Genomic DNA, 20,349 nt, shown 5'->3' with positions numbered 1-20,349 from the left:
GGTTGTTGCAGGCGGTGACCATGGCCCGCTCGCCTTCCACCTCCACGCAGCACACCCGGCAGGCGGCGATCTCGTTGATGCCCTTCAGGTAGCACAGGTGGGGGATGTGGATGTCGGCCTGCCGGGCGGCCTCCAGAATGGTGGTGCCCTCGGGCACCTGGACGGGGCGGCCGTCGATGGTGAGGTTTACCATTCTCTGCTCCTCCCTCCCTTGAAGATTCCGTAGCCGAAGTGGTCGCAGCGCAGGCAGCGGCTGGCCTCCTGGGTGGCCTCCTGACAGGTCATACCCTCCTTGAGCAGCTCAAAATTGCCATGGTAGTCGCTGAGATGGCGATTTTTCAGATTGACCCGGCCGCAGGGCGGGGTGTTGGTCAGGTGAGCGGGCGGAATGTCCACCTCACAGTGCATCTTGTGGTCAAAGCCCAGGAAGTTGTCGATGTTGGCGGCAGCCACCTTGCCCGCCGCCACGGCGCGGATGACGGTGGCGGGACCGGAAACGGCGTCGCCTCCGGCAAAGACGTTGTCCACCCCGGGCACCGAGCTGGTGAGGTCGGCCTGGATGGCGCCCCGGCGGGTGGTGACGCCCACCGCCTCAAAGGGCTGGGCCACGATGGCCTGGCCGATGGCCACGATAACGTAGTCGCAGGGGATGCGGAACTCCTTCTGGTCCGCGTCCACAGGGCGGGGCCGTCCGTCCTTTCCGTAGGATCTGATGAGCTGGGGACGGGTCCACAGGGCGGCCACCTTGCCGTCGGGACCGGCCTCGATGCGGGCGGGGGCCTGGAGGGGCAGAATCTGGCAGCCCTCGGCCATGGCCTCCTCGATCTCTTCGGCCAGGGCAGTCATGTCCTCCACCCGGCGGCGGTATACGCAGGTGACCTGCTCGGCCCCCAGGCGCAGGGCGGTGCGGGTGGCGTCCATGGACACGTTGCCGCCGCCGATGACGCATACCCGCTTGCCGGTGAAGTCGGGGACCCGGCCCTCACCGATGTTGCGCAGCAGCTCCACGGCGCTGACCACGTTCTCCGCGTCCTCGCCCTCCAGGCCAAGCTTCTTGTCCGTGTGGGCGCCGATGGCGATGTACACCGCGTCATAGCTCTTCTGAAGCTTCTCCATGGCCATGTCCAGGCCGATGGACACACCGGTGTGGACGGTGATGCCGGTGGAAAGAATATGTTCGATGTCCCGGTCCAGCACGTCCTGAGGCAGGCGGTAGTCGGGAATGCCGTAGCGCAGCATGCCGCCCAGCTTGGGGCGCTGCTCATACACGGTGACCTTGTGGCCCATGAGGGACAGGTAGTAGGCCGCGGTGAGGCCGCCGGGGCCGCCGCCGATGACGGCCACCGTCTTTCCCGTGGGCGGGAAGGGGGCGGGAGCGGGAGCAGGCTGGGCGTGGTCCACGGCAAAGCGCTTCAGACCGCAGATGTTGACGGCGTCGTCCACCATGCGGCGGCGGCAGTGGGCCTCGCAGGGGTGCTCGCACACATAGGCGCAGGCGGAGGGGAAGGGGTTGTCCTTGCGGATGAGGTACACCGCGTCGTCGTAGCGCTCCTCCCGCACCAGGGCCACATAGCCCGGCACGTCCACGTGGGCGGGACAGCTGGACACACAGGGGACGGGGTGGCTCAGCCCGCAGATGCACCGGCCGTGGAGAATGTGCTCCTCATAGTCCTCCCGGAAGCCCCGGACGCCTTTCAGCACCATGTGGGCAGCCTCATAGCCGATGGCGCAGTCGGCAGAGTCGGCAATGACCCGGGCGGTGCGCTCGATGAGGTCGATGGTCTCCAGGGTGGCGGTGCGGTCCAGCACCTGCTCGATGAGCACGGCCAGCTGGCTCAAACCGATGCGGCAGGGGACGCATTTTCCGCAGGTCTGGGCGTGGCACAGCCGCAGAAAGTTCAGGGACATGTCCACCGGGCAAAGTCCCGGCTGGTTGGCGCTGATGCGCCGACCCATGTCCCGGTACAGGCCGTTCAGTACGGTCTGGGCCTGGCCGGGTGTTTCAATGGCTAATCGGCTCAAAACAGACATTCCTCCTCACTGGCTGGAGCGGCATGAGACGGACAGGCACCGCGCCCGTGCCGCCAGCTGTCTTATGGCACCGCCGGAGCAATGGAACAGGCGGTATCATTGAGACCATACCATAGAGACGGCACTTTTGTCAATTATCACAGAAAAGAGTTTGCAGGGGTTGGGCAGCGATAGGAAAAGTGATGAGGAGCCGCGGCCGTTTCAGTTGACAGGGGACCTTTGGGGACGGTATGATAGCACCATAGAAACCAAATAAGGAGGAATCCCCGTGAAGGTGAACCAGCTGAGGAAATTGATCCCCGCCGTTCTGCTGCTGACCGCCCTGTGCGCCTGCGGACCCAAGGAGGACCCTGCCGCCTCCTCCGCTCCGCCGGAGGAGCCCAGCATTTCCACCATGGTCCCGGTGGATCCGGAGCCGGAACCGGAGCCCCAGCTGCCCTATGTGAACCCCCTCACGGGGGAGGGCTGTGAGACGGACATCGGACAGAACCGCCCGGTGGCCATCATGCTCAACAATCTGAAGAAGGCACTGCCCCAGCTGGGCGTGTCCCAGGCGGACATCATTTATGAGGTGGTGGCCGAGGGGGGCATCACCCGGATGCTGGGGGTGTTCCAGAGCATGGAGGGTGTGGGCGAAATCGGCTCGGTGCGCTCGGCCCGGGACTACTATGTCTCCCTGGCTCTGGGACACGACGCCATCTTCCTCCATGCCGGGGGCAGCCCCCAGGCCTATGATGCCATCCAGAACTGGGGCGTCACCGCCCTGGACTGCGTCAACGGGCCCTATGAGGGCACCCTGTTCTGGCGGGATAAGGAGCGGAGAAAAAACATGGGCCTGGAGCACAGCGTTCTCACCTCCGGCGAGACCATCCAGGAGCTGCTGCCCACCTACAAGCGGGTGACCCTGGAACACAAGGAGGGCTATACATACCCCATGACCTTCCTGGAAGCGGAGGAGACCGCCTCCGGCACTCCGGCCGCTCAGGTACAGGTGAAGTTCTCCAACTATAAGACCGGTGTCTTTACCTACGACAGCGCCAGCGGCCTCTACAAGGTGGAGGAGTACGGCGCTCCCTACGTGGACGGGAACACCGGGGAGCAGGTAGCGGTGAAAAATGTAGTGGTCCTCTTTACCGACGTATATGCCATCAAGGGGGACAGCGCCGGGCGGATGAGCGTGCGCACCACCGGTACCGGCGAGGGCATCCTGTTCTGCGACGGGGTGCAGCAGAGCATCACCTGGAGCAAGAAAAATAATTCCAGCCCCCTGGAGTACACCGACGCCAACGGCCAGCCGGTGAAGTTTGGTGTGGGCCACACCTATGTGAACATCGTGGGCGGCCCCTCCGCCGTGACGGTGGAGGAGGCGTAAGCGGCCATGGAGTTTCTGCTGTTTGACACCTCCCTGGGGCCTATCGCTCTGGGGGAGGAGGAGGGAGCCATCACCCGCCTCTGGCTGCCCGGGCAGCCCACACCCCGGCTCATGAGCCGGGAGACTCCTCTGCTGAAGCAAGGGCGACAGGAGCTGCTGGAGTACCTGGCGGGGGAACGGCGGGACTTTGACCTGCCCCTCCATCCCCGGGGAACCCCTTTCCAGCGCCGGGTGTGGCAGGCCCTGGAGGCCATTCCATACGGACAGACCCGCACCTACGCCCAGATTGCCCAGGCGGTGGACTCCCCCCGGGGCTTCCGGGCGGTGGGAATGGCCAACCACCGCAATCCCATCCCCATTTTCATCCCCTGTCACCGGGTGGTGGGCAGCGGCGGCACCCTGACGGGCTATGCCGGGGGACTGGAGCTGAAAAAAGCGCTGCTGGATTTGGAGGGCGCGGATTTAACCGAAAAATAACCTGGAATCCGCCGGGGCCGCTTGCAAGGAATTTGCATAAAATGATATAATAACAAAAAGCCTATCGGCGCCGGCGCGGAATTCGTGCCGGCGCCCGGGACGTTACAGCCGGAGCAGGGCAGGAAAGGAAGTGGGATTTGACGTGGACGACCGAAGTAGACAAGAACAACGGGGAGAAAGCTGCCACAGACCGCGGCGGGCGGACTGGGCCGAAAGGGCGTGCCGTCCGCGGTCCACATCCCAGCCGATGGGAAGAACCGCCCGCTGACCGGGTGATTTGTGTGCAGCCACAGGGAGAAAAAGAGTGCTTTGAAGCAGGCAACTGGGGCCAGAGTGCCCCCTTGTCTGGCTCAAAGGGCCCTTTTTCCCTGTGGTTTTTTGTGCCCCACGTTTGAAAAACGGAGCAACGAGAGGGGAAGAGAAGGTTATGCACGAAAATTATGATCTGGAAATGCTGCTGGATCTGGTGGAGCGCAAGCAGTTCCGCCAGCTGAGAGGGCAGCTGCTGGAAATGAACGAGGTGGACATCGCCGAGTTTTTGGATGAGCTGGACGTGGAGCAGCAGATTCTGGTGTTCCGACTGCTGCCCAAGGACATGGCGGCGGAGGTATTTACCTACCTGGAAGACAGCGAGGACCAGGAAAAGCTGATCGGCGCCCTCAGCGACAAGGAGCTGCGGGAAGTGCTGGACGAGCTCTATCTGGACGACACGGTGGACATCATTGAGGACATGCCCGCCAACGTGGTCTCCCGTATTTTACGCAACACCGACGCCTCCACCCGCAGTCAGATTAACCAGCTGCTCAACTATCCCAAGGACTCCGCCGGCTCCATCATGACCACGGAGTTTGTCTTCCTCCACCCCGACGCCACGGTGGAGGAGTCCTTTGCCCGCATCCGGAAGGTGGGCCTGGACAAGGAGACGGTGTACACCTGCTATGTCACCAAGAACCGGATTCTGCTGGGCGTGGTGACGGTGAAAACCCTGCTTCTGTCCGACTATGAGACCCGCATCGGCGACATCATGGAGACCAACGTCATTTCGGTGAACACCCACGAGGACAAAGAGGACGTGGCCCAGATGTTCTCCAAGTACGACCTGAGCGCCCTGCCCGTGGTGGACGGGGAAAACCGCCTGGTGGGCATCATCACCTTCGACGACGCTATGGACGTTATCGAGGAGGAGACCACCGAGGACTTCGAGAAGATGGCGGCTATCCTCCCCTCTGACAAGCCCTATCTGAAAACCGGCGTCTTTGAGACCTGGCGCTCCCGCATTCCCTGGCTGATGATGCTCATGCTGTCGGCCACCTTTACCGGCATCATCATCACCCGGTTTGAGACGGCCCTGGCGGCCTGTGTCGTCCTCACCTCCTTCATCCCCATGCTGTCGGGCACGGGCGGAAACTCCGGCTCCCAGTCCTCGGTGGCGGTCATCCGCGCCCTGTCCCTGGGGGAGGTGGAGTTCTCCGACGTGCTGGCCGTGCTGTGGAAGGAAATTCGGGTGGCGGTTTTGTGCGGCGTGTGTCTGGCGGCGGCCAATTTTGTGAAGATGATGGCAGTGGACCGCACCCTGATGAATAATCCGGAGGTCACCGTCCCGGTGGCCCTGGTGGTCTGCCTCACCCTGATGCTCACCGTAATCTGTGCCAAGATCGTGGGCTGCACCCTGCCCATGGCGGCGGAAAAGGTGGGCATCGACCCGGCAGTGATGGCTGCTCCCTTCATTACCACCGTGGTGGACGCCCTGTCCCTGCTCATTTATTTCTCCATTGCCACCCGGGTGCTGGGCATCTGAGGGCAAAGAAGACGCAATATCCCGGAGCCGGATCGGCTCCGGGATATTTTCTCTTTGAGGAGAACGAAAAAGGGCGAAGGAAAAAAGAGGGGAATCGGCCAAACCGCCCCATTTCCCCGAAATCTATTGTAATGTGGCAGCGATTATGGTATTTTTAAACTGTATCTTTATGCTCGGGCGGTTGGGGTGCGCCTTCAATCGGCCCGCTGGATGTTGATTTAAAAAACGGAGGGAGAGGCGCCCTGTGGGGCGCGTACATCCGAGATGGAACAGAAACTGCAATCGGTATTGACGCCCAAGCCCGTCCGCCGGCGGCTCGCGTGGTGGATTGGGATGGGGCTTTTCTTCTGCCTGCTGCTGTGGCTGTGCTGGCTGTTCCCCGTCATGGGGGACGACTGGTTCCGGGAGGAGCTGGGACGGAAGCTGGCCGGTCCGGGGGACTTGATGCGCACCATCGTGGACGGCTGGAAGAGCTATAACGCCCGGATTCTGGGCAACATCCTGGCCTATTCCGCCGGAGGGCGGAAGGTGCTGCGGGAAGTGATGCGGGCGGGCTTCACCCTGGGGACCGTGTACATCACCGCCCGGCACATGGGCTTTCGCACCTTCTGGGGCGTGCTCCTCTCCGGAGCCGCCCTGCTGGCCCTGCCCCTGGAGATGTTCCGGCAGATCTACCCCTGGGCGGCGGGCTTTTTCAACTATGTGCCCCCGGTCCTCATGGTGCTGACGGCCTTCTGGCTGCTGCGTCCGGTGTTTGACGGCGGCCTCATCAAGGAAAGTGTGCCCCGGGCCCTGGCGGTCTTCCTGCTGGGCTTCGGCGGACAGCTCTTTATGGAGAACAACACTCTGTACGCCCTGTGGGCGGGGTTGGTGCTGGTGATCTGGTACGGCCTGCGGGAGAAACGGCTGTCCCCCACTGCCCTGGCCTTTTTCCTGGGTACGGCGGCGGGGGCGGCGCTGCTGTTCCTGTCCCCGGCCTACGGACTGGTGATGCAGGACGAGGGGGGCTATGCCACCGGACTCACCGGAGGCCTGGCCGGCCTGATGACCACCCTGCGGGCAAACCAGGAGGAGGTGCTGCGCTGCCTCATCGCCGGCTGCCCTGTGCTCTATGTATCCCTCACCCTGCTGGCCCTGGCGGCCTTCGCACGGGCGAAGCGGCAGTGGTTTGATATCCCGGCCGCCGGTGTGCTGGTGCTGGGCAGCGTGTACTTCGCCTTCCTCCGGGGAGCAGTACAGTGGGAGTGGGCCACGGCCCTTGTGGTGGTGCTGTGGGGCTTTGCCCTGCTGCTGGCCTGCTGGCGTTGGCTGCCCCAGGGGGGCGGACGGAACCGGGCCATTTTCTTCCTGGTGAGCGCCGGTGTGGCGGCCTTCCCCCTGCTCTTTGTCCAGCCCATCGGCCCCAGATGCCTCTATTTGTCCTATGTCTGCCTGCTCATCACCGCAGGCGGCTTCCTCAAAGCTCTGCCCCTGGAAAAGGTGCCGGCTGGTGCGGCTGCGGCGGTGTCCTGTCTGCTGCTGGCGGCGGTGCTGGGCCACGACCTGTGGATTTTTACCCCTATCCACGCTCTGGAGGTGGAGCGGGATGCCATCCTGGCTCAGGCTATGGAGCAGGGTGAGACCCAGGTGGTCCTGCCCGCCTACCCCCATGGAGAGTACATGTGGGACGGGGACTCCAACAAGGTGCAGTTCCGCTACTACTATGAGACTCCAGGGGACCTGACCGTCACCTATGTGCCCCAGGCGGAGTGGGAGGCAGGCCATGGATAAGAGCAGAGCCTTTTACCAGCGGCTGGCCTTTTTCCTCTGCCTGGCGGCGGTGTACGGGGCCATCTTTGCCTTCTTGTGCCATACCCCCTTCTATGACGTGACAGAGGCCCACAACGACCGGCTCTTTTCCGCGGACGACGTCTATTGCGCCAAGGAGTTCTACTCCGCCGACATGGACGACTCGGCCCGCATCATCAAGCACCCCCTGTTTATCGTCTACGGAAGCTTCTTTACCCGGGCGGAACAGCTGGTGTTCGGCACTATCAGCGTTAAAAGCCACTACCAGGTGATTGTGGCCTCTCAGATTGTGCTGTCTCTGCTGTCCAGCTTTTATTTGGAGCGGATTCTCCGCAAACAGTACGGACTGAAGGAACGCCGGGCTCTGCTGCTGTGCGGGGTGTACGCCCTGGCCTTCTCCACCCTCTTTTATACCTTTGTGGCGGAGACCTACATCCTTTCAGCCTTGCTGCTCATGATGACCTTCTACTACGCCGGGGAGAAAAATGACCCGGTCACTGTACTGCTGGGCGTCTGCACAGCGGGGGTGACCATCACCAACGCGGCATTGTGGGCGGTCATCGTGTTCCTGGCCCACCGAGGCAGCTGGAAGCGGCGGATTTGCCTGCTGGCCCTGGGGGGCGCGGGCTTCTGTGTGGTCACCGCCCTTCTGCCCGTGGGAGACTTCTTCTTTGCCAGCATCATTTCCGGTGGGCTGAGCAGTGCCCAGACCTTCCGGGACCACTTCGGCCCCCTGGAGCTGCTGGTGCGGATTTTCTTTGTCTTCTTCGGTTCCACCGCTTTCGTTCTCCACACCGCCATGGAGAGCCCCTTCGGGGACTACCCGGGGGACGCTCTGTCTTTCCTGCCCGCGGCTTCCTGGCCCATTGTGGTGCTGGCCCTTGGCTGGGTGGCGCTGCTGGTGTGGGGCGTGGTCCGGGGGCGGAAGAGCCCTCTGCTGTGGGCCCCTCTGGGGGTGCTGGGGTGCAACCTTTTGCTCCACGGGGCCATTCAGTACGGCCTGAAGGAGGGCTTTCTCTACTCCCTGCACCACCTGCCCGCCCAGATCCTTCTGGCGGCCCTGGCCCTGAGAGCGCCGGAGGGACGGGACAGCCGGTGGGCGGAGGGCTTTGCCTGGTGCTACGGGGCGGGGGTGGTGCTGTGCAACCTCCCCGGCTATTACCAGCTGGTGCAATTTATAACGAGGTGACATCGTGAAGGCTTATATTCGGCTTCTGCGGCCAAAACACTGTATCAAGAATATTCTGGTGCTGCTGCCCCTGGTGTTCAGCGGCCGGCTCTTTAAGCGGGACCTGCAGGGCCAGACGGCAGCGGCCTTTGTGGCCTTCTGCCTGGTGGCCTCTATGGTGTACATCATCAACGACATCAAGGACGCGGAGCGGGACCGGCAGCACCCCACCAAGTGCCGCCGCCCCATCGCCAGCGGCGCGGTGCCCGTGTCCCACGCCGTAGTGGAAGCTATGGTGCTGGCCGTCCTGCTGGGCGTCATTGGAGTTTGGGGTGCCTTCTCCTGGAAAAGCTGGCTGTGCCTGATGGCCTATCTGGTTCTGAACCTGGGGTACAGCATGGGGCTCAAGAATGTCCCTATTCTGGACATTGCCATCCTGGTTTCCGGCTTTCTGCTGCGGGTGCTCTTCGGCTCGGCGGTGACGGGGATCGCCACCTCCGGCTGGCTCTATCTCACGGTGACGTCGGTGGCCTTCTACATGGGCCTGAGCAAGCGCCGGGGAGAGCTGCGCATGTCCAGCGAGACCACCCGGCGGGTGCTGCGCTACTACAACAAGGAGTTCCTGTCCCAGAACATGCAGATGTGCCTCACCCTGGCGGTGGTCTTCTACTCCCTGTGGAGCGTGGATCGGGGCGGGAACCTCATGTGGACAGTGCCCTTGGTCATCTGCATCTGCCTGCGGTACAGCATGGTGGTGGAGGGCAACTCCGACGGCGACCCGGTGGAGGTGGTCTTTCAGGACAAGGTGCTCCTTATTCTGGCGTGCATCTTTGCCGTTATCACCCTGATTTTCCTGTACGTATAGTATAATAAAATGAAAAATCCCCGGTCTGTATTCACGGACCGGGGATTTTTTCTGTTTATAGAGGAAACTTGCTACAGGAGGGTTAAAAGAGCTTTTATACCTGGAGGCTAGGATAGCGCAATGACACTATCTTTTCCAGGAGGACCCTTCACCAAGTAAACAGTCATAGAGTCCAGATATTTCCGGATGTCGCTGCTGTAGAATGACATCAGATGATTGGTATCTCGGCAATAGAACTCCAGCAGAATCTCTTTGCCTCCGCTGATGATGGTTTCGCAGCGGGCAATTTCCGGGACACTGGAAATGTAGCGATAGAATTCATTCAGCATGATTTTGTAGACACCGCCGATGATAAAACCGTGGATCTGCACACCCGCCTGCTCCGGATCAATGAGGGCGCGGTAGCCGCGTATAATACCCAGGTCTTCCATGCGCTCCATGCGTCTGGTCACTGCGGTGACGCTTAGATGTACGTCCTTAGCAATTTCACTGATTTTTGTCCGTGCGTTGTACTGTAAAAGCATCAGAATCTTTTGGTCCAGATTGTCTAAGGACATAGTGAAGGCTCCTTTCATGCAGTGTTACACTTTATCGTGTCATTATACTAAAATGTCGGAGGTATTGCAATTTAAAAACAAACTATTTTTGCACCAAAATTAGGAGTTTTTAACATTTTGACGGCTTTGTTTAGCGAAAACGCTATTCTAAGCTGGGAGATATCCTGCTAATATTTATGCATAAGCCACAAATCCTGGCTGAGCGCGCAGCTTTTGGAAAGCAGGCATTAATGAAAAAATAGTTAGGAGGAATAGACTTGCGTAAGATAAAAATTGAGTTTCCCAAGGCTCGTATTACGGTTTATGCTACCGTACTGGAAGACAAGTTCCCCGAGTTAGCGGATGAATTTTGGGAAAAGATTAAGGAGCCCATGGAGTGTGAGGCACATAACACCCTCTCTACCGGTGACTATGTGCAGTGCAGACCCATTCCTCCGTATCACGTTCCCAAATATGTGGGTGACCAGTCTAATCCTCTGGGCGGTTCGGATGTTCCTGCCCTGTGCGACTGTGTGAATGGTGACATTGCCTGGTCCGGCTGGTATTTCGCCCTCACCTATGGCCCCTGCACGGAGCCCCTGCCCAATATGGGACCCATCATGGCTAAGGTGGATCCGGAATATCTGGATGAATTCCATCGCGGCGGTATGGATTGTTGGAATCACACCTATCTGTATCACGAGCTGGCAACCGTTATTTTCAGCAGAGGGGAGGAAGCATAAATGGCAGTGGATTGGAGAGTTCTGAAACGTGAAATTCACGATGAGGTGGAAAAGATCTGGCTCAAGGAGCCCCCTGAGGTAACCATGAGCAAGCTGGGTATTTTCCCCAGCGGCGCTGGCACCAACAACCAGTATCTGGGCAACCTGTTCTTCCTGAATGCGGATACCCAGGCCATGGGCTGGTGGACCATCGAGCCCACCATGTACTGTGTGCTGGGGGACGACATGTTCTCCCTGGATGTGTGCAAGAAGCTGTTTGATTATCTGAATGCACCCATTGCCCACCTGTTGGGCGATGTGCTGGAGCCCAACTGCCCCGCTCCTTGGCTTAATATGCCCAAGTTTGCCTACTTCCACGACAAGATTGTGGAGTCCTACCCCACCATTGAGACCAAGGAGGACTTCCGTGATCTGCTCTGGTCCTGGTTCTGCTATGTGAACCGCATTAACAGCTGGTTCTACACAGTACTGCCCTGGGAGCTGGGCAAGAATCTGCAGCGGAAGGACCCCGACGATGTGGCGCAGCTGGCCGATCTGCTGGGCTACAAGCTGGAGAAGAAATAATCATAAGGGGTTCCTGTTGGAACGCTGACAGCCAGAATCCTGCCTTGTTTGATAAGTCCGGTACCTTGCGCAACGTATGAAGCAGGTGAACCACGGCACGAACCAGGCAGGATTCTCTTTTTTGAAGTGTATAGAACCGCTCTGTCCTGATAGCAGCAGAAAGATAGAAAAGAGGTGCCAAGTTAATTGAGTATTCTGTTAAATCCAGTTCTGATCTCTGTGGTTCTTCTGTGCGCCCTGTGTCTTTTGAAGCTAAATGTAATGTTTTCGCTGATTATCGCCTGTATTACAGGCGGTTTGATTGCTGGTTTGCCGCTGCTGGATATTACTTCCACCATGCTCAACGGCTTCAGTGCAAATGCGGAAGCCGCCATGGCGTATATTCTGCTTGGAACCTTTGCTTCCTGTTTGGCATACACAGGTATTACCGATATTTTTGCCAAGAAAATTGCACAGGCGGTAAAAGGCAGTAAGCTCACGCTTGTAATTATTATGATCGTCATTGCGGTCATTTCACAAACTTTTATTCCTATTCATACGGCCTTCATCCCCATTCTGATTCCGCCCCTGCTGGGCATGATGAACGAAATGAAAATGGACCGGCGGCTTATGGCTGGTGCCTTGATTTTTGGTATGATGCCTTATGTAGGCGTCCCAGTGGGTTATGGCCTGATCTTTATGGGCATTGTAGCGGATAACATGACTGCCAGCGGAATGTCGGTTGCCGTATCCGATGTTATTGGCGTAAACTGGATGCTGGTTCTCTGTTTTATTCCGGGCATGATTTATATTTGGTTCCGGTATAGGAAGCCCAGAGAGTATAAAAATGTTCAGGCTGACCTGACGGCCTACAATGAAGTAAAGTCTACTAAGCTGACCCGAGATCACTACATTGCCATTGCCGCTGTTCTGATTACTGCGGCGGTGGAGGTAAAGACCCAGTCCCTCACTGTTTCTGCCATTGCTGGTTTGCTTGTCATGTTCCTGCTGGGCGCAGTCAAGTGGAAGGATATTGAAGCCCGCTTTACAGACGGTCTCCACATGATGGGAAATATTGCGTTTGTAATGCTGGTGGCTGGTGGATTTGGAAAGGTTATGACAGCCACAGGCGGCGTAGATACCCTGGTTGAAGTTGCCGCTAACGCGCTTTCCGGAAGCAGACTGCTGGCTGCCACCGTGATTACTCTGATCGGCCTGATCGTTACCATGGGTATCGGGTCCTCTTTTGCCACTGTCCCTGTGATTGCATTTTTGTATGTGCCCCTCTGTGCCCAGATCGGATTCTCTACCCAGGCTACAATTGCGCTGATTTCTGCTGCGGCGGCATTGGGTGATGCTGGCTCTCCTGCATCGGATGCAACGCTTGGTCCTACCTGCGGCCTGAATGCGGACGGACAGCACGATCATATTTGGGATACCTGTGTTCCTTCGTTTGTCACCTTTAACCTTCCCCTTATGGTGGGTGCAATTGTCCTTGCGCAATTCCTATAATCGCTATATAATGTAGAAACGTTGTGTAACGGATATAAAATACGTTTCCATCTATAAGACCGGGTGCAGATGAATGGAATCCCTGGTGGTTCAGATGTACTCGGTCTTATACATGTACCGGCCTGTACTGGGGGAAAATAGTACATACAGGGGTTGCAGAAATGAGAAAAGAATCAAACAAATGGCATGAAGCACATGGGGAGCAGCGCCTGAGGAATCAACCAATCCCGTCTCTTGTGTTTTCCATGTCTGTTCCGATTATGTTTTCCCTTTTGATTCAGGCGCTGTACAATGTCGTGGATAGTATCTACGTGGCCTCTTACAGCGAGCGTGGCCTGACGGCCTTGTCTCTTGCATTTCCGCTGCAGCTGATCCTAACCGCGGTGGCAAACGGCACAGGTACCGGAACTGGACTGCTTATATCGAGATCATTGGGGGCAGGTGAGCCGGAGCGGGCAAAACGTCTGTTGACCCATGGAATTCTTTCAGCAATTGTAGCCTGTTTCCTGACAAGTGCCGCGTTGCTGCTTCTTCTGAATCCCTATTACCATCGCTTTTCCTATACTCCAGAAGTCGCACAACTGGGGAATGAGTACGGAACCATCGTCATTATGCTGTCAGGTTTTTTGTTTTTGGAAAGTGTCTGTACTCGTGCGGTCCAAGCCCGAGGAAATACGCTATTGCCAATGATGTATCAATCCCTGGGGGCAGTGGTGAATATTGTTCTGGATCCTGTCCTGATTTTTGGAGCGGGCCCCATTGCTCCGATGGGAATCCGTGGCGCCGCAATTGCCACTGTGCTGGGACAGGCTGTCTCTATGCTATGTGCGCTGGTGAGTGTAACCCGGCACAGACAATTTCAGAAATGCCGAATTTGTCCGGCCTTTATGCTGTCCATTTATCAGGCAGGACTGCCCACCATGCTGGGCAGCGGTTTAGTCTCCGCTTACATCATAGGCTTAAATGGTGTACTCATCCGCTTCTCGGAATATGCAGTTACCTCTTTGGGAATCTATTACAAAATTCAGACCTTTCTGCTGATGCCGACGTACGGATTGGAACAGGGAATTCTTCCTGTATTGAGTTATAATCTGGGTGCAAAAGAGAATACACGTGTCTGGAAGACATTCCAATTCAGTCTGGCGGTTTCGTCCGCTTCGCTGATTTTGGGGACCATTGGTACCAATGTGTGCCTGGATTGGATTCTGGATCTGTTTTCTGCTGGGCCCGAACTGCGCGCCACAGCAATTCCAGCATTACACCGGATAAGCCTTGCGTTCCCGTTCTTCGGAGTCACAATTTTGATTCCTGCTCTGCTGCAAGCCAGTGGCCGGTTGCGGCAGTGCCTGAGCGTTGTGATTTTGAGGCAGGTGATTTTGCTTGTTCCGTTGGCATTTCTTTTGTCGCTGCTGGGCCTAAACTATACATGGCTGACCTTTCCCATCTCTGAAATAGTAGCCGCGATTTTATGTTTGTTTTATCTGCGCCGGTTTTCCAATGTGATGAAACAAACCGGTGAAATCAAGCTGTTGGCATCGGAAAAGATAATTTTTTAAAAAGAAAGCAGAAGATGATGGATGTATCCATCATCTTCTGCTTTTTATTTACAAAAAGGTTGCATCAGTTGCTTATAACAAAGCGGCGCAGTCGGCCTGTCCGCCACGGAGCATCTGAAGGCCGTGGCCGATGGGGTCCAGGACGGCCTCCAGGTTTTCACGGGCGGCCTTGGGGCTGCCGGGCAGGTTGATGATGAGGCTACGGTTCCGGATGCCGGCGGAGGCCCGGGACAGGCAGCCCCGGGGGGTGATGGCCATAGAGGCGGCCCGCATGGCCTCGGGGATGCCTGGGGTGAGCCGCTGACACACGGCCAGGGTGGCCTCGGGGGTCACGTCCCGGGGAGCAAAGCCAGTGCCGCCGGTGGTGACGATAAGGGCGATGTCCTCTCCTGCGGCATTGATGAGGGCCTCTTCAATGAGGGGCTGCTCGTCGGGGACGATGACCACCTCGCCTACCTGGTAGCCCGCCTCTTCCAGCAGCTGCCGCACCACGGGGCCGCTGCCGTCGGGGCGCTCGCCACGGAAGGACCGGTCACTGACGGTAATCACTTGTGCAGTGTACATGCCCATGCCTCCTTATCGGCCGAAGTTGCAGTGGGGATAGGTGCAGGGCTTGCAGCCCAGGCACAGCCCGCCCTCACCCAGCACCACGAAGTCCTGTTTGCAGAGGCGTACCCCGGCGGCAATGCGGGGGAGCACCAGGTCGAAAATGGTGGCGGCGGCGTACATGACGCAGCCGGGCAGGCCCAGCACCGGGCGCCCATCCTCATAGTAGCCCAGCAGGAACATGGCGCCGGGCAGCACCGGCGCACCGTAGGTGATGATCTGAGCGCCGCTGCGGCGGATGGCTCCGGGGGTGTTGTCGTCCGGGTCCACGCTCATGCCGCCGGTGCAGAGAATGATGTCCACATCCTTCTTCTGCATCTCGGCAAGAGCCTCCAGCAGGTGGTCCATCTCGTCGTCCACCACCATGTGCTCGGTCATGGTGATGCCGAAGGGGGCCAGCTTCTGCTCGATGACAGGGGTGAAGCGATCTTCAATGCGGCCCTTGGCCACCTCACTGCCGGTGGTGATGACGCCGGCCTTTTTCAGCTTGTAGGGCAGCAGGGACAGCAGGGGGGTGTCCCCGGCGGCCTCCTCGGCCTTCTGAAGCTTTTCCTCGGGGATGACCAGGGGAATGACCCGGGTGCCGCACAGCTTGTCCCCCTTGTGGACGGCGCCGCCCCCCCGGCGGGTGGCAATCATGATGTCGTCGATGGAGTTCACCGCGTTCAGCCGCTGGGTGTCCACCAGGAACACTCCGTCCTGGGCGGCGGTGAGCTCAATTTTGCCCTCCTTGGCCTCGCTGCGCTCCATGTTGTCCCCCAGACACAGGGCGCACAGCCGCTCGGCAGCGTCGTTTTCGTGGAGCATGCCCGGCTCCATCTCCCACACATAGAGGTTCTCCTTGCCCATGGACAGCAGAACGGGGATGTCCTCCTCGGTGACCACATGGCCCTTGCGAAAGCGGGGGCCCTTGCTCACTCCGGGGATAATCTGAGTCATGTCGTGGCACAGCACGTGGCCCACGGCCTTCTGGGTTTCAATCAGTTTCATGTCGCGCTCTCCTCCACAGAAATGGTGTCCCCGGGGCGGATGGTCCCCTCGTCCAGGACGATGGCGAAAATGCCCTTGGTGGGCATGACGCAGGTGCCCACCAGACGGCGGATTTCGCAGTCGTTGTGGCACTCCTTGCCGATTTGGGTGACCTGAAGCCGGGTCTCGCCCACCCGGAGCACCGTGCCCACGGGCAGGGTGTTCAGCTCAAGGCCCCGGGTGAGGATGTTCTCCGCAAAGTCCCCGGGCTGGAGCTCCACGCCCTTGCCCCGCATGGTGTCCACACTCTCGTCGGCCAGGAGGCTGATCTGCCGGTGCCAGTTGCCCGCATGGGCGTCCCCCACGATGCCGTGGTCCTTTTTTACCTCGATGAAGGGCACCGTGTGCTTCCGGGTCCCCTTCCGTTCACTGATGCAAACTGCCGTTACTTCTGCCATTTGTTATTCCTCCCTGCGGAACACGCCGCTTTTTCCGCCTGTTTTTTCCAGCAGCCGGATCTGGTCAATGACCATGTCCCGCTGCACTGCTTTGCACATGTCGTACACGGTGAGGGCCGTGGCGGACACCGCCGTCAGCGCCTCCATCTCCACGCCGGTCTCTCCGCTGCACTTCACCTGGGCCTGAATGTCCAGGGCGTTTTCCTGGAAGGCGAAGGTGATGTTGATGGAGGTGAGAGGGAGGGGGTGGCACATGGGAATGAGCTCCCAGGTGCGTTTGGCGGCCATAATGCCCGCCACCTGGGCCACCGCCAGCACGTCTCCCTTGGCCATGCTGCCCTGACGTACCTTTTCCAGGGTTTCCGGATTCATCCACACCCGGCCTGCGGCCTTGGCGGTGCGGTAGGTCACCGCCTTCTCCGATACGTCCACCATCCGGGCCCGGCCCTGCTCGTTAAAATGAGTCAATTCCATGGGTTATCCTCCAATTTCATTCATGCCCCGCAGGCTGTCGCTGGAATGTTGGGCATCCATGTGGTGGCCCTGGGGCTTTGACCGAATCCCTAAGCAAATAGCCTCCTCCAGCTCACGGCCGTGGAGCCCCCGCAGGGGCAGCTCGGCGGCGGAGTGGAGGCAGGGCTTGAGCATCCCGTCGGCGGTGACGCGGATGCGGTCGCAGGCGGCGCAGAAGTGGTGGCTCATGGGCCGGATGAGTCCCACCGTCCCGGCCCAGCCGGGCATCCGGTAGAGCTCCGTTACCCCCGACGTCCCCGCATGCTCCAGCCCCGGCAGGGCGTCCAGCACCGCCTGGGCGGGGAGAAAGCGCTCCCGGGGCCAGCAGGCGCACTCCCCCATGGGCATAAGCTCAATAAAGCGCACGCTGTACGCCTTCTCCCGGGCCAGTCCCGCCAGGGCGGGGATGTCCCGGTCGTTGATGCCGCCGATGAGGACGGCATTGATTTTGGTGTTGGTAAAGCCAGCCGCCTCCGCCGCCTCCAGTCCGGCCAGGGCCTCGCTGAGGCTTCCCCGGCGGGTGAGCCGGGCAAAGGTGTCCTCGCTGAGGGTGTCCAGGCTGATGTTCAGCCGGTCCACCCCCGCCTCCTTCAGCTCCCGGGCGTACTGGGGCAGGAGGCTTCCGTTGGTGGTCATGTCCAGCTCCTCGATGCCGGGGACGTCCCGGAGACGGCGGCACAATTGGGGCAGGCCGCGGCGCACCAGGGGCTCCCCGCCGGTGAGGCGGACCTTCTTCACCCCGCAGGCCGCCGCCGCCCGGACAATCTCCTCCAGCTCCTCAAAGGAGAGAATGTCCCCGTGGGACAGCTTGGGCACGCCCTCCTCTCCCATGCAGTAGAGGCAGCGGTAATTGCACCGGTCGGTGACCGACAATCGCAGATAGCGTATGGTTCTTCCTTGTGTATCCAGCATGGTCCATTCACTCCGTTAAGGGCATTACGTCTTCCGGGGCAATGTAGAGGGTCAGCTCCCGGGGTTCCCCCAGGGCAGCCCAGCGGTCCTTGTCCAGCTCCAGCCGCAGAAGGCCGGGGCCGGGGGTGGAGAGCATGACCACGGTGGAAAAGACGTTATCAATGACGCGGCTGACCCGGCAGGGGATGGAGTTGACCTCCCCCTCCAGGGTAAAGTAGTGGGCCCGGATGCCCGCGTAGCGGGTCCGGTCCGAGACGGGCTGGGCGGTGCGCAGGGTCACGCCCCAGTCGGGGCAGAAGAGCCCCTCCGGCCGAACCTCAGCGGGGGAGATGTTCTTGCAGCCCGAGATGAGGGCGGCCCCTAGGGTAGCGGGGGCGGCAAAGAGCTCTTTGATGGTCTCCTTGGGGTCGGATTTCCCCTCCGTGAGCACGCACACGGTGTCACAGAGGCGGTAGACCTCGTCCCGGCTGTGGGAGACAAAGAGTACGCCGCCGGGGAAGGCCTTCAGCGTGTCGGAGAGTTCCAGCTCCAGCTGCCACTTGAGGTGCTCGTCCAGGGCGGAGAAGGGCTCGTCCAGCAGCAGAAGCTCCGGCTGCCCAGCCAGAATCCGGGCCAGAGCCACCCGCTGCTGCTGGCCGCCGGACAGCTGGCTGGGGCGCAGCTTCTCCAGCCCCTCCAGGCGGAAGGTGCGGACCATCTCCGCCACAGTGGCCCGGCGCTCCTGCCGGGTGCCGCCTCGGGCACCGGCGAGGATGTTCTGCTCCACCGTCATGTTGGGGAAGAGGGCGTACTGCTGAAAGAGGTAGCCCACATGGCGCTTCTGGGGGGGCAGGTTGATGCCCGCCTCGCTGTCAAAGAGCACCCGCTCTCCCAGCACAATCCGCCCCCGGTCGGGGCGCTGGATGCCGGCGATGCACTTCAAGGTCATGCTCTTGCCGCAGCCCGAGGGACCCAGCAGGGCCATAATCTCCCGCTCTGCCTCAAAACGCACCCGGAGGTGGAAATCCCCCAGGGTTTTCTCAATGTCTACGCTCAGTACCATGCGGGCTTTTCCCTCCTCTCCCGACGCTCCAGCAGGTTGACCGCCAGCAGCACCACCGCCGAGATAGCCAGATTCACCAGTACCCACCGCAGAGCCATGGCGTCGTCATTGGTGCGCCAGAGCTGGTAGACTGTGGTGGAGATGGTGGCTGTGCGGCCGGGGGTGTAGCCGGCGATCATGGAGGTGGCCCCGTACTCTCCCAGGGCCCGGGCGAAGGCCAGCACTGTCCCGGCCAGGATGCCCTGGCGGCAGGCGGGCATCCGCACCCGCCAGAAAATCCAGCTGTTGGACCGGCCCAGGGTGCGCCCGGCGTCGGCCAGGGTCTCGTCAAAGCTTTCGAAGGCTCCCCGGGCAGTGCGGTACATCAGGGGGAAGATGACCACGGTGGTGGCGAAGATGGCCGACCACCAGGTCATGGTGAGCTTCAGGTCAAAGTGTTCCAAAACGAAGGCACCCACAATGCGCTTGGGGCCCAGCACCCGCAGCAGCAAATAGCCCACCACCGTGGGAGGGAGCACCAGGGGCAGGGTGAATACCACGTCCAGCAGTCCCTTCACAAGCCTTGGGGCCTTGGCCACGTAGTAGGCCGCACCGATCCCCAGGAAGAAAATGATCCCCGTGGAGATGGCGGCGATGCGCAGGGAGTTATAAAGTGGGTACCAGTCCATAGTGTCAGTCCTCTTCCGTTGGGGTAGGGAATCAGCCGTACTGCTGGGCGAAGCAGGCCCGCTTCAGTCCCAGCAGGGCGGCAGCCCCGGAGATGGTGGTGCCGAAGAAAACCACCGGGGTAGAAAGCTCCAGGTAGTCGGTGATGGTGCCGTTACAGATGGTGCTGCCGGTGCATAAAATGAGGTCGGCGTACTCCAGAGCCACGGATTTGTAGTCCCGTACCCCGTCTTCCACGGTGACGCCGAAGCGCACCTGGCCCACGTTGTCCGGGTTGAGGTCCAGCACCCGAACCTGGTATTCGCTCTTGGAGAGCATCTCCAGCAGGGCGGGCTGATAGCCCACCAGGGCGATGCGCTGTTTCTCCGGGTAGTGGGTGCGCAGATACGTCAGCATGTCTCCGGCGCACAGCTCAGGCCCCTGGGTGCGGCAGTGGACCGTGCCTTCACAAAGGCCCAGCTCTCGGGTCACCGCGTTCAGCGTGGCAATGTAGAGCCCGCGGGCGTGGGGATCGCCCACCAGATCTGCCGCCAGCACCTGGGACAGGCTGCCCTGGAAGGCCAGAGGGGCCTGGGTAAAGGCCTGGCCCAGGCTGGAGCGGAAGCGGGCCTGAATCATCACATCTTTCCCGGTGAGGATGGGAAAATCCCGGCGGACGGTGCTGCCGATGGCCTCCTCCGGGCTCAGAGCGCGGCAGGTTACCTCCACGGCCTCATCTCCAATGTGATGCTCGGCCAGGGTCGCTTCAAAGGCGGATTTCAGGGTGGTGTAAAAGGTTTCTGCGGTCATAGCTG

Annotated in this window: 21 protein-coding genes; 10 read left to right on the top strand and 11 right to left on the bottom strand. The window is 60.0% G+C overall.

Annotation, left to right across the window (positions count from 1 at the left end; genetic code table 11):
* Together DWX58_RS12865 and DWX58_RS12860 are read right to left on the bottom strand one after the other, a co-directional pair.
* Positions 1 to 193, bottom strand: a 193-nt coding sequence (locus tag DWX58_RS12865) for a 2Fe-2S iron-sulfur cluster-binding protein (protein WP_147382277.1), incomplete at its 3' end; no start/stop codon positions are given.
* Positions 187 to 2,022 (bottom strand): NAD(P)-binding protein, encoded by a 1,836-nt coding sequence (locus DWX58_RS12860; RefSeq protein ID WP_118644403.1) that lies wholly within the window; start codon positions 2,020 to 2,022, stop codon positions 187 to 189. The genes DWX58_RS12860 and DWX58_RS12865, both read right to left, overlap by 7 nt.
* Positions 2,023 to 2,299: 277 nt before the next feature.
* Here DWX58_RS12860 and DWX58_RS12855 point away from each other — a divergent pair, with 277 nt between their 5' ends.
* The 6 genes from DWX58_RS12855 (at position 2,300) to DWX58_RS12830 (ending at position 9,499) form a co-directional block, all read left to right on the top strand.
* A complete protein-coding gene (locus DWX58_RS12855) occupies positions 2,300 to 3,403 on the top strand; it encodes a DUF3048 domain-containing protein (protein ID WP_243093490.1) in 1,104 nt (367 codons plus the stop codon).
* Positions 3,404 to 3,409: 6 nt separating this feature from the next.
* Positions 3,410 to 3,880, top strand: a complete 471-nt coding sequence (locus DWX58_RS12850) for a methylated-DNA--[protein]-cysteine S-methyltransferase (protein WP_118644401.1) — start codon at positions 3,410 to 3,412, stop codon at positions 3,878 to 3,880.
* Between the two features lie 427 nt (positions 3,881 to 4,307).
* On the top strand, positions 4,308 to 5,678 hold the full coding sequence (gene mgtE, locus DWX58_RS12845) for a magnesium transporter (protein ID WP_118644399.1): 1,371 nt from the start codon (positions 4,308 to 4,310) through the stop codon (positions 5,676 to 5,678).
* Between the two features lie 264 nt (positions 5,679 to 5,942).
* Positions 5,943 to 7,448, top strand: a complete 1,506-nt coding sequence (locus tag DWX58_RS12840) for a DUF6056 family protein (RefSeq protein ID WP_147382276.1) — start codon at positions 5,943 to 5,945, stop codon at positions 7,446 to 7,448.
* Positions 7,441 to 8,655, top strand: coding sequence for a DUF6080 domain-containing protein (locus DWX58_RS12835; RefSeq protein ID WP_118644395.1), 1,215 nt, complete (start codon positions 7,441 to 7,443; stop codon positions 8,653 to 8,655). Before DWX58_RS12840 ends, DWX58_RS12835 begins: the two co-directional genes overlap by 8 nt.
* Positions 8,656 to 8,659: 4 nt before the next feature.
* Complete coding sequence (locus tag DWX58_RS12830) at positions 8,660 to 9,499, top strand: decaprenyl-phosphate phosphoribosyltransferase (protein WP_118644393.1); 840 nt, start codon at positions 8,660 to 8,662, stop codon at positions 9,497 to 9,499.
* Positions 9,500 to 9,606: 107 nt separating this feature from the next.
* Here DWX58_RS12830 and DWX58_RS12825 read toward each other — a convergent pair whose 3' ends face one another.
* A complete protein-coding gene (locus tag DWX58_RS12825; protein WP_158579286.1) occupies positions 9,607 to 10,056 on the bottom strand; it encodes an Lrp/AsnC family transcriptional regulator in 450 nt (149 codons plus the stop codon).
* A 257-nt stretch (positions 10,057 to 10,313) separates the two neighbouring features.
* Here DWX58_RS12825 and DWX58_RS12820 point away from each other — a divergent pair, with 257 nt between their 5' ends.
* The 4 genes from DWX58_RS12820 to DWX58_RS12805 all read left to right on the top strand — a co-directional run bounded on the left by DWX58_RS12820 (position 10,314) and on the right by DWX58_RS12805 (position 14,389).
* Positions 10,314 to 10,778: a hypothetical protein gene (locus tag DWX58_RS12820; RefSeq protein WP_118644389.1), complete on the top strand. Its 465-nt coding sequence runs from the start codon at positions 10,314 to 10,316 to the stop codon at positions 10,776 to 10,778.
* A complete protein-coding gene (locus DWX58_RS12815; protein WP_158579285.1) occupies positions 10,779 to 11,342 on the top strand; it encodes a hypothetical protein in 564 nt (187 codons plus the stop codon).
* 186 nt (positions 11,343 to 11,528) lie between these two features.
* Positions 11,529 to 12,833, top strand: a complete 1,305-nt coding sequence (locus DWX58_RS12810) for a Na+/H+ antiporter NhaC family protein (protein ID WP_118644387.1) — start codon at positions 11,529 to 11,531, stop codon at positions 12,831 to 12,833.
* A 161-nt stretch (positions 12,834 to 12,994) separates the two neighbouring features.
* Entirely contained in the window at positions 12,995 to 14,389 is a 1,395-nt protein-coding gene (locus DWX58_RS12805; protein ID WP_118644385.1) for an MATE family efflux transporter, read from the top strand.
* A gap of 72 nt (positions 14,390 to 14,461) precedes the next feature.
* Here DWX58_RS12805 and DWX58_RS12800 read toward each other — a convergent pair whose 3' ends face one another.
* The 8 genes from DWX58_RS12800 to DWX58_RS12765 are packed head-to-tail and all read right to left on the bottom strand — an operon-like array spanning position 14,462 to position 20,344.
* On the bottom strand, positions 14,462 to 14,953 hold the full coding sequence (locus DWX58_RS12800; RefSeq protein WP_118644383.1) for a MogA/MoaB family molybdenum cofactor biosynthesis protein: 492 nt from the start codon (positions 14,951 to 14,953) through the stop codon (positions 14,462 to 14,464).
* A gap of 12 nt (positions 14,954 to 14,965) precedes the next feature.
* A complete protein-coding gene (locus tag DWX58_RS12795) occupies positions 14,966 to 15,985 on the bottom strand; it encodes a molybdopterin-binding protein (protein WP_118644381.1) in 1,020 nt (339 codons plus the stop codon).
* A complete protein-coding gene (locus DWX58_RS12790) occupies positions 15,982 to 16,422 on the bottom strand; it encodes an MOSC domain-containing protein (protein ID WP_118644379.1) in 441 nt (146 codons plus the stop codon). The genes DWX58_RS12795 and DWX58_RS12790 overlap by 4 nt, the downstream gene beginning before the upstream one ends.
* Positions 16,423 to 16,425: 3 nt before the next feature.
* A complete protein-coding gene (moaC, locus tag DWX58_RS12785; RefSeq protein WP_118644377.1) occupies positions 16,426 to 16,896 on the bottom strand; it encodes a cyclic pyranopterin monophosphate synthase MoaC in 471 nt (156 codons plus the stop codon).
* A gap of 3 nt (positions 16,897 to 16,899) precedes the next feature.
* Entirely contained in the window at positions 16,900 to 17,847 is a 948-nt protein-coding gene (moaA, locus tag DWX58_RS12780) for a GTP 3',8-cyclase MoaA (RefSeq protein WP_118644375.1), read from the bottom strand.
* 7 nt (positions 17,848 to 17,854) lie between these two features.
* On the bottom strand, positions 17,855 to 18,889 hold the full coding sequence (locus tag DWX58_RS12775) for an ATP-binding cassette domain-containing protein (protein ID WP_118644373.1): 1,035 nt from the start codon (positions 18,887 to 18,889) through the stop codon (positions 17,855 to 17,857).
* A complete protein-coding gene (gene modB, locus DWX58_RS12770) occupies positions 18,880 to 19,557 on the bottom strand; it encodes a molybdate ABC transporter permease subunit (protein ID WP_118644371.1) in 678 nt (225 codons plus the stop codon). Before modB ends, DWX58_RS12775 begins: the two co-directional genes overlap by 10 nt.
* A gap of 31 nt (positions 19,558 to 19,588) precedes the next feature.
* Positions 19,589 to 20,344 carry a DUF364 domain-containing protein gene (locus DWX58_RS12765; RefSeq protein ID WP_118644369.1) on the bottom strand — a complete coding sequence of 252 codons (756 nt, stop codon included), beginning with the start codon at positions 20,342 to 20,344 and terminating at the stop codon, positions 19,589 to 19,591.
* Positions 20,345 to 20,349: the final 5 nt, after the last annotated feature.

This window comes from Pseudoflavonifractor sp. AF19-9AC (assembly GCF_003478995.1).
In the GTDB taxonomy this organism is placed as follows: domain Bacteria; phylum Bacillota; class Clostridia; order Oscillospirales; family Oscillospiraceae; genus Lawsonibacter.
The sequence above is the reverse complement of the archived record's forward strand: the minus strand, read 5'-3'. Positions and strand labels throughout refer to the sequence as shown.